The organism is Rhodospirillaceae bacterium, assembly GCA_028819475.1.
Lineage (GTDB): Bacteria > Pseudomonadota > Alphaproteobacteria > Bin65 > Bin65 > Bin65.
On record JAPPLJ010000001.1, the window covers coordinates 87,671 to 96,106 of the forward strand.

The 8,436-nt window shown below is 64.6% G+C and carries 8 protein-coding genes; 7 read left to right on the plus strand and 1 reads right to left on the minus strand.

Features of this window, described 5'->3' with window-relative positions; all coding sequences use genetic code 11:
• Positions 1 to 28 precede the first annotated feature (28 nt).
• From OXM58_00380 to OXM58_00410, 7 genes are all read left to right on the plus strand, one after another.
• A complete protein-coding gene (locus OXM58_00380; GenBank protein ID MDE0146803.1) occupies positions 29 to 994 on the plus strand; it encodes a LuxR C-terminal-related transcriptional regulator in 966 nt (321 codons plus the stop codon).
• A 254-nt stretch (positions 995 to 1,248) separates the two neighbouring features.
• A complete protein-coding gene (locus OXM58_00385; protein ID MDE0146804.1) occupies positions 1,249 to 2,196 on the plus strand; it encodes an MBL fold metallo-hydrolase in 948 nt (315 codons plus the stop codon).
• Positions 2,197 to 2,219: 23 nt separating this feature from the next.
• Complete coding sequence (locus OXM58_00390; protein MDE0146805.1) at positions 2,220 to 3,512, plus strand: HupE/UreJ family protein; 1,293 nt, start codon at positions 2,220 to 2,222, stop codon at positions 3,510 to 3,512.
• A 180-nt stretch (positions 3,513 to 3,692) separates the two neighbouring features.
• Positions 3,693 to 5,150, plus strand: coding sequence for an NADH:flavin oxidoreductase (locus tag OXM58_00395; protein MDE0146806.1), 1,458 nt, complete (start codon positions 3,693 to 3,695; stop codon positions 5,148 to 5,150).
• Positions 5,151 to 5,178: 28 nt separating this feature from the next.
• Positions 5,179 to 6,357, plus strand: a complete 1,179-nt coding sequence (gene pobA / locus OXM58_00400) for a 4-hydroxybenzoate 3-monooxygenase (GenBank protein ID MDE0146807.1) — start codon at positions 5,179 to 5,181, stop codon at positions 6,355 to 6,357.
• Between the two features lie 120 nt (positions 6,358 to 6,477).
• Positions 6,478 to 6,993 carry a hypothetical protein gene (locus tag OXM58_00405; GenBank protein MDE0146808.1) on the plus strand — a complete coding sequence of 172 codons (516 nt, stop codon included), beginning with the start codon at positions 6,478 to 6,480 and terminating at the stop codon, positions 6,991 to 6,993.
• Between the two features lie 19 nt (positions 6,994 to 7,012).
• The gene (locus OXM58_00410) at positions 7,013 to 7,417 is read left to right on the plus strand and encodes a Rid family hydrolase (protein ID MDE0146809.1); all 405 of its coding nucleotides are present in this window, start codon (positions 7,013 to 7,015) and stop codon (positions 7,415 to 7,417) included.
• A gap of 33 nt (positions 7,418 to 7,450) precedes the next feature.
• Here the strand turns inward: OXM58_00410 and smpB are convergent, their stop codons facing one another.
• Entirely contained in the window at positions 7,451 to 7,924 is a 474-nt protein-coding gene (smpB, locus tag OXM58_00415; GenBank protein MDE0146810.1) for an SsrA-binding protein SmpB, read from the minus strand.
• Between the last annotated feature and the right edge of the window lie 512 nt (positions 7,925 to 8,436).

Below are 8,436 nucleotides of genomic sequence, written 5' to 3' on the forward strand. Positions count from 1 at the left end.
TCTGCTCGATGTCCCTGCCGGGCTTATCATGCAACGGGATCCACCGGACCACCGGGTGTTCGTTACGAGCGGAAATCCGGGGAATCCTTACGAAGTCGACGATTCTTTCACGCTCGATACGGGTTTGTATTGCGACGCCGTGATGCGCGACCGTCGCCTGCTGCTGGTGCGCGACGCGATACAGGACCCGGTGTGGGACCGGAATCCGGACCTCAAGCACGGAATGGTGTTTTACCTGGGCCTGCCCATCGCGTGGCCGGACCGATCCATTTTCGGCACGATTTGCGTGCTCGACATACAGACCAACGAGCAGGCGATCACCTATACGAACCTGCTCGCGGAATTCCGGGACGTCGTCGAGAGCGACCTCAAATATCTGATCGAAGTGAGCGAGCGCAAGGCCGCCCAGCAAAAGCTGCAGCGGGCGCGCGACGAGCTGGAGTCGCGGGTCAGGATCCGGACGAGGGACCTGGCAACGGTCAACGAGGAGTTGAGAAACGAGGTCGAGACCCGGCGCAGGGTAGAAGCCTCCCTTCGCAGGAGAGAGGCAGAACTGGAGGAGGCGAATGCGGCACTGAAGGTACTCCTCAAGCGTATCGAGGATTCGAAGGCGGATCTGGAAGAGAAGATACTCACCAATGTCAACGACCTGGTCTTTCCCTATCTCGACAGATTGAAACGCCGCGTAAACGACGCCCGGGCGCGGGCCTATGTCGAAATACTCGAGGCGAACGTCAGCGAACTGACGTCCCCCCTGAGCAAGCATCTGTCGGCGCGATATTCGAGATTGACCCAGACGGAACTGGAAGTGGCAAAGCTCGTCATCCAGGGCAAGACGACCAAGATGATCGCCGACATGCTCAGCATCGCGACCAGCACCGTCGACTTTCACCGGAACAATATCCGAAAAAAAATCGGCATACGCGGCGCCCCGATCAACCTGCGCACCTATCTCGCGTCGTTCTTCGAAGAGGCGTCCGCCCGCCGGGACTAGGCCCGTGAATGCCGGCGGCAGGGACCGGGCCGTTCCGGTACCCGGAATCGCCCTGGCGCGCCGTCATTCCGGCATCGCCCGGTCCGCCCCGAAGCGGCGGCAGCTAACCAAAATTAGGTATGGGTTTTCTCCCCATATACCCCCCATGGTCAGCCCACCTACCGGCAGTTCCTGTTCCTTGGTATTGCGACAGGGTGCGGGCGGCGTTCCGGCGCTGCCTGCAGGAACGACAACAACCTTAGGGGAGTGCCATCATGCGCAGAAAACTGGTATTCGGCGGGGTTGCAGCGGTCGTGGTCGCCGGCATCGGCATCGGCGCCGTCGGCGCGAATACGACCGGGCTCGACACCTGGAAATCCGGCAAGAACCACAACCGCATCATCAAGGTGCAAAACACCGGCGGCGTGCAACCCGACAGCGGCAAGGTCGGAGTCGCCTTCTTCTCCAATTCCGCGTTCCAGATCACCTCGCCGAAGGGGATCCGGATCATGGTCGACCCCTGGCGCAACGATCCCTCGGGCGCCTGGGGGCTGTGGTACCGCATGGAATTTCCCAAGGCGGAAGTCGACATCGGCATGTCGACCCACGCGCATTTCGACCACGACGCGCTCGGCCGCCTGGAAGCCAACATGCTGCTCGACCGCATGGCCGGCACGTTCCAGCTCGGTGACGTGAAGATCACCGGCATTGCCGACAAGCACCAGTGCGTCGCGCCGGGCACCGTCGCGTGGACGGACGCGGTGAAGCAGTTCGAAGGCCGCGACAATATCTGTCCGCCCACGAACTTCCGGCACATGGACAACACGGTCTACGTCATCGAAACCGGCGGAATGAGATTCCTGATGTGGGGCGATAACCGCCCGAATCCGCCGAAAGAGGTCTGGGACCGGATCGGCAAGGTCGATGTGGTTTTCGTGCCGGTAGACGGCTCCAAGCACATTCTGGACTACAAGCAGGCGGATTCCGTGGTCGCGAAAAGCGGCGCCAAGATTGCCATTCCTCATCACTACCTGGTGCCGGAAACCACATTCGTGACCTCGACCCTCACGCCGGCGACGGAGTGGGCGAAGACCCACGAGCACACGATGCTCAAATCGGCGTCCGTCGAGATTTCGCAGGCGGACCTCAAGGGCAAGTCCGGCCACGTCTACTATTTCGGCTCCAACAACATGGCCACAGAGATGGCGAAGAAGAAGAAATAGCCTGACCGTCCAAGGGCGTTCGCGTGTCGCTGACCGCGAGGCGGGGTGCGCTGCGCCCCGCCGCCCTTTCCTTTCTTGCCGTCGTGCCGATACTGGCGGCCCTGGCCTGGGTTAGCGCTCCCGCCGCGGCCCACTTCCTCCTCAACGTCAATATCCGGGTCGTTCATGTCGTCCACGAGCAGGGCCGGATGCGGCTCCTGATCCGGCTGCCCATGCCCTATCTCGTCGCCGACAAGCTCGGTCCGGAAAACACCGAGGGTGTCCGCGCGCCGGCCCCCTATACGATCAACCGGATCGAGGACGGCAAGCCGGTTCACTATCTGGACGCCGAAGCGCTGCGGCGCGCGCCCGGCGGACTCGCCCGCAGTCTCGCCGACGGCCTGGTCCTGGAGGCGGCAGGCAGCACGCTCCGGGCGAGGACCGGAAGAATTCGCGCCTATCCCGCCCGGATCCAGCCGCCGTTTGCGAGTCTCGAGGAAGCCGAGGCCGCGCTCGCCGGGCCGGTCTATGCGGAAGGGTTCGAGGTCACCTATGTCGGCGATACGGTCGTCGATGCCGAACTCATCTATCCGACCGGCCGCAAGCACACCGAGTATACGCTCCGAAGCAAGCTCGATCCCGGTCTTCCCAAGCAGGACGAGACCGCCAACCTCATTCTGGATCACGCAACCGATCCGCCCCTGGTATTCCGCATTCGCGGCCTGATCGCGAAGCCGGTGATAGTATCGAGATCAGTCCTGGAGGCTGCCTGGACCTTTGTCGTCGAAGGCGTCCGTCACATCCTGGAAGGTCTGGACCATGTGCTGTTCGTCGTCTGCCTCGTGCTCGGCGCGACCGCGCTCGGATCCCTGGCCTGGCGGGTGACCGGATTCACCCTCGGACACAGCGTTACGCTGACCCTCGGATTCTTCGGCTACTATCCCAGCGGCGCGTGGTTCGTTCCGCTGGTCGAGACAGGCATCGCCCTGTCGATCGTTTACGCCGCAGTCGCCGCCCTGACTTCTGTCGGACACCGTTTGACGACGGGCGTCACCGCGCTTCTCGGCCTGCTCCACGGGCTCGGTTTTTCCTTCGTCCTGCGGGAGATATTGAAGCTCGATTCGCCGAACCTCTGGCAGAGCCTGCTGGCCTTCAACCTGGGTATCGAAGCCGGCCAGCTCCTGATCGTACTGGTCCTGTGGCCTCTCCTTTTCCTCGTCGCGAAGAGACTGCCTCGTGGCGCGGTCGTGGTGCGCTGGGCGATCGCCCTGCCATGCGTACTCGTAGCTGCGATCTGGACCGGCGAGCGGGCGGTGCAATTGATTTCTACCCTGTAGCGGAAACCCGGACACGCTCGTCTGCGTCCAGCGTCAACCCTGGCCGCGGTTCTGTACCTGGTTGCGGCTTGCAGCAATTTAGTTTAAATATAAAATATTTAGACCTAAACTAATTGGGGCCGGCCCTTTCCTGAGCAGGAATATCCGGGAAAGCCGAACGGCGGCCGGAGTGACGACGCGATGTGGAAACCGCCGGAACGGATCAAGTATGCGCCCGAGCCCGGCGCCTGGCCGACGCAAGAGCAGGCGGCGCGCTCCCTGTGGTTCAGTCCCATCCGGATCGGGCCGCTGACCCTGACGAGCCGCACCTGGGTGCCGGCCATGGTGCCGTGGCGCTCCAACGAGGAAGGCTGGGTCACCGACGATGTGCTGGACTGGTACGAGCAGTTCGCCCGCGGCAAGCCCGGCGGCCTGGTCATCGAAGCCACCGGCATCCGCGATATCCCGTCCGGCCCGCTCCTGCGCATCGGGCACGACCGCTACATCCCCGGCCTCCGGGAAATCGCCCAGACAGTGCAACGGGCAAGCGAAGGCCAGACCCGCCTGTTCATCCAGTGCATCGACTTCCTGGCGATCCGGCGCCGACCGGATCCGGCGAAATTTCTCGACCGCTTCCTCGTCGTGACGGACGACATCCGGGCGGCGCTCGGCATGGCCGACGCGCCGGAAGCTGATATCCGGGAAACGCTCAAGGCGCTGTCGGACGCCGAACTCGACGGCATTCTCGACGAACGCCAGCTCGAATCCCTGCGCATGGGCTTCCGCGAACGGGTCGGCGATACCCATGTGCCGCATATCCGCGATCTGCCCAAGGTGCTGCCGAACCTGTTCGCGGACGCCGCCCGGCGGGCGCAGGAAGCCGGCATCGACGGCGTCGAGCTGCACTATGCCCACGCCTATACGATGGCGTCCTTCCTGTCGCGGACCAACGACCGCGATGACGGCTATGGCGGCTCGAGGGAAAACCGCGTCCGCCTGCCGCTCGAGGCGTTCGCCCGGGTACGGGAGGTCGTCGGCGAGGATTTCCCGGTCGGCTGCCGCTTTCTCACCGAGGATATCGTCGACGGCGGCTCGGAAGTCCCGGACAGCAGCTTCTATGCCGCCGAATTCGCCCGCGCCGGCATGGATTTCCTGTCCCTGTCCCGCGGCGGCCGGTTCGAGGACGCCAAGCAGCCCAATGTCGGCGAGTCGGCCTATCCCTATACCGGCCGGTCGGGCTACGAATGCATGCCGGCCTATATTTCCGACGAGCGCGGGCCGTTCGGCCGCAACGTCGAACCGGGCGCGGCGATCCGCAAGGCAGTGCGCGACGCCGGTTTCGAGACGCCGGTCATCGTTACCGGCGGCATCCATGGATTCGAGAAGGGCGAACGGATCCTGCAGGAAGGCAAGGCGGATATCGTCGGCATCGCCCGGCAGGCCCTGGCCGATCCGGACTTTTTCCTCAAGGTGCGCGCCGGCTGCGGCGGCGAGGTGCGGGTCTGCGAATACACCAACTATTGCGAAGGGCTCGACCAGAAGCACAAGCAGGTGACCTGCAAGCTGTGGGACCGCAAGGAGCTGGACGAGCCCGGCGTGAAACGGACCCTGGACGGCAAGCGGCGCACCACGGCGCCGGCCTGGGCCGGCCCGGCCTGAACCCACCCGGACAGACCAGGTGAGCGCGATCCGGACCCAGGTCGGCATCGTCGGCTCCGGGCCGGCCGGTCTGCTGTTGTCCCAGCTGTTGCACAACGCCGGCGTCGAATCGGTCGTTCTGGAGCGCCACAGCCGGGCCTATGTCGAGGGCCGGATCCGCGCCGGCGTGCTGGAGCAGGGCACGGTCGACCTGCTGACCGCGGCCGGCGTCGGCGAGCGGCTGCAGCGAGAGGGCCTTGTGCACGGGGGTGTCGAAATTGCGGTCGACGGCCGCCGCCACCGGATCGACATGAAGGCCCTCACCGGCGGGAGTTGCGTTACCGTTTACGGCCAGACGCAGATTCAAAAGGACCTGTTCGCGAAGCGCCTCGCCGAAAACGCCAGCATCGTCTTCGAGGCCGCGCCCGTATCGCTCCACGATGTCGAAAGCGACCGGCCGTCCCTGCGCTACGTCCATGACGGCGCCGAACATCGCGTCGATTGCGACTTCATCGCCGGCTGCGACGGGTTTCACGGCGTCAGCCGGGCCAGCATCCCGGCTGACCGGCTCGAAACGTTCGAGCAAGTCTATCCGTTCTCCTGGCTCGGCATTCTTGCAGATACCAAGCCGGTTTCCGACGAATTGATCTACACTTGCAGCGCTCGCGGTTTCGCACTGTTCAGCATGCGCGCGCCCCGGGTCAGCCGGCTCTATCTCCAATGCGCGCCCGACGAAGACCTGAGCGAGTGGTCCGACGACCGGATCTGGACCGAACTGCAGCGCCGGCTCGGCCCCGAGGCCTCGGAAGGCATGGAAACCGGCCCGTCGACCGACAAGAGCATCGCATCGTTGCGCAGTTTCGTCGCCGAGCCGATGCGCTGGGGCAACCTGTTCCTCGCCGGCGATGCCGCCCATATCGTGCCGCCGACCGCTGCCAAGGGGCTGAACCTGGCCGTCGCCGATGTGCGCGTCCTCGCCGAGGCTTTCGACGCCTTCTACCGCACCGGTCGCCGCGACCGCCTCGATGCCTATTCCGACACCTGTCTCAGGCGGATCTGGAAGGCGCAGCGCTTCGCCTGGTGGATGACATCCCTGCTCCACCGCTATCCGGACCGGAGCGCCTTCGACAGTCGGGTTCAGCGCGCCGAACTGGATTACGTTCTGGGCAGCGCCGCCGGGCAGCAGACCGTCGCCGAAAACTACACCGGACTGCCGTTCGGCCGCTGAATCGCCGCCGATCTGTCGCGGACCCGGTTGGAGTTGGAAAATCCGGGGCGAGAAAGTCTTTGCCTGCACGGCGGTCCGCTGCCTACCATGAGACTGGGACAACCGGGACGGGGGTTCGCCATGTTGCCCATGCCTGTCGGCGATCTGCACGCCATTTCCCGGGAGCTTGCCGAGACCGGCAGGCGGGTGCATGTCCTGTGGCAGGAGCCGGAAACCCTGCTCTTCGTCGCCCGCGGCCGCGAATACCGCAGCGAGTTCCACATCAACCCGAGCGCCGAGGTCATGTACATGATCTCCGGGCAGATGAACCTGCACTACCGCGACCCGGACGGGAAAGAGGACATCCAGGTCCTCAAGGCGGGCGAGGCGGTCTACACCGCGCCGCTGATCCCGCATTCGCCGCGCTTCCCGCCCGACGCCTTCCTCCTGGTCCAGGAACGCAAGCGCCGGCCCGGCGAGATCGACCGCTTCCAGTGGTTCTGCCCGGAATGCGACGCCTTCCTGCACGAGGAGGAATTCGTCGTGGTCGACTACGCGCTCGATCCGGTGTCGAAGGCCTACGCCAATTTCTTCGACGTCGAGGCGCACCGCACCTGCGATGCCTGCGGCCACGTCATGCCTGCGCCTTCCGAATAGGCGCTCCGGGGGAACCGCCATGCCCAAGGAATTCATCACCTCGGCCACCGCGCCGACCACCGGCTTCACCGACCGCAAGACCGCCTCGCCGCTGGCCCAGGGCATCCGCTGGGGCGACATGCTGTTCGTCTCCGGCCAGGGGCCGCTCGATCCGCAGACGAAGCAGGTCGTGTCCGACGACATCCAGGTCCAGACCCGCCAGACCCTGACCAATCTCCAGGGCGTGCTGGCGGCGGCCGGCGCGACTTTCGCCAACGTGGTGAACATGCGCGTCTGCCTGCGCGATACGGCGGACTTCCCGAAGTTCAACGAGGCTTTCACCGAGTACATGGCCGGCGAACGGGTCACCCGCACCTGCATCGGCGGCACGCCCCACCGCAAGGGCGTGAATGTCGAGATCGACTGTATCGCGATGTTCGACTGAAGCCGGGCGGCCCGCCCCGGCCCTCGAACCGCCCTACCCCTTCTCGCGTATCAGCCGCGCCTTTTCGCGTTGCCAGTCGCGCCGCTTGTCGGTCTCGCGCTTGTCGTGCTGCTTCTTGCCGCGCGCCAAGCCGAGGTCGAGCTTGGCGACGCCGCGTTCGTTGAAATAGACCGACAGCGGAACCAGCGTGAGCCCCTTCTCCTGGACAGCTGCGATCAGCCGGGCCATTTCGCGCTTTCGCAAGAGCAGTTTGCGCGGCCGGCGCGGCTCGTGGTTGTTGTAGCTGCCGGCGTGGTATTCCGGGATGTAGCTGTTGAACAGGAACAGCTCGCCCCGGTCGTCCCTTGCGTAGGCTTCGGCAATATTGCCCTTCCCGGCGCGCAGGGACTTCACCTCCGTGCCGGTCAGGACGATCCCGGCCTCCAGGGAGTCGTCGATGAAATAGTTGCGCCGCGCCTTACGGTTCTGGGCCACGAGGCGGTGGGCATTCCGGTCGTTCCGCGCCATGGCCGGAAAGGTGGCGTCTTGCGCCCGCTTTGTCATGAGGCAAATGCGGCGGGACCAAGCCGCGGCCGCGAACCGGGACGGGTCCGGGCAAATTCGGATGGCGGCCACAAGGTGCGGCTGCTACCTTCGCCGCGCGCAGTCGGCCGGCGCGGTCAGCCGGCGCCGGGCGAACGGGATCGGGGGACAGGCAAAATGCAGCTGATCGGGGTCGATGTCGGCGGCACTTAAATTGACCTCTATTTTCGGATATCTGGACATGCGTACCCTTGAGATGCCTTTAGAACGCAGGAGGCGACATTTCTATGATTATTCCCTATAGGACAATGGGTTGCACCCACGTCGATCCCTCTTGAAACCCTCGTTCTGCTACGGTACAAGACCCTGGAGAACGACTCCGGTCGCTTACGCCCATCTTACGCTTACGACGAATAGCAAATCGGCGGCCGACCGGGGACGGTGAGAACCATTCTCAACAAGGGGCATCGCATGGCCAAGCTGAAGTTTCGCACCAT

Coding starts and splice junctions, on each gene's coding strand:
- OXM58_00380 (MDE0146803.1), top strand. CDS start 29: ATGCAACGGGATCCACCGGACCACCGGGTGTTCGTTACGAGCGGAAAT.
- OXM58_00385 (MDE0146804.1), top strand. CDS start 1,249: ATGCGCAGAAAACTGGTATTCGGCGGGGTTGCAGCGGTCGTGGTCGCC.
- OXM58_00395 (MDE0146806.1), top strand. CDS start 3,693: ATGTGGAAACCGCCGGAACGGATCAAGTATGCGCCCGAGCCCGGCGCC.
- OXM58_00405 (MDE0146808.1), top strand. CDS start 6,478: ATGTTGCCCATGCCTGTCGGCGATCTGCACGCCATTTCCCGGGAGCTT.
- OXM58_00410 (MDE0146809.1), top strand. CDS start 7,013: ATGCCCAAGGAATTCATCACCTCGGCCACCGCGCCGACCACCGGCTTC.
- smpB (MDE0146810.1), bottom strand. CDS start 7,924: ATGGCGCGGAACGACCGGAATGCCCACCGCCTCGTGGCCCAGAACCGT.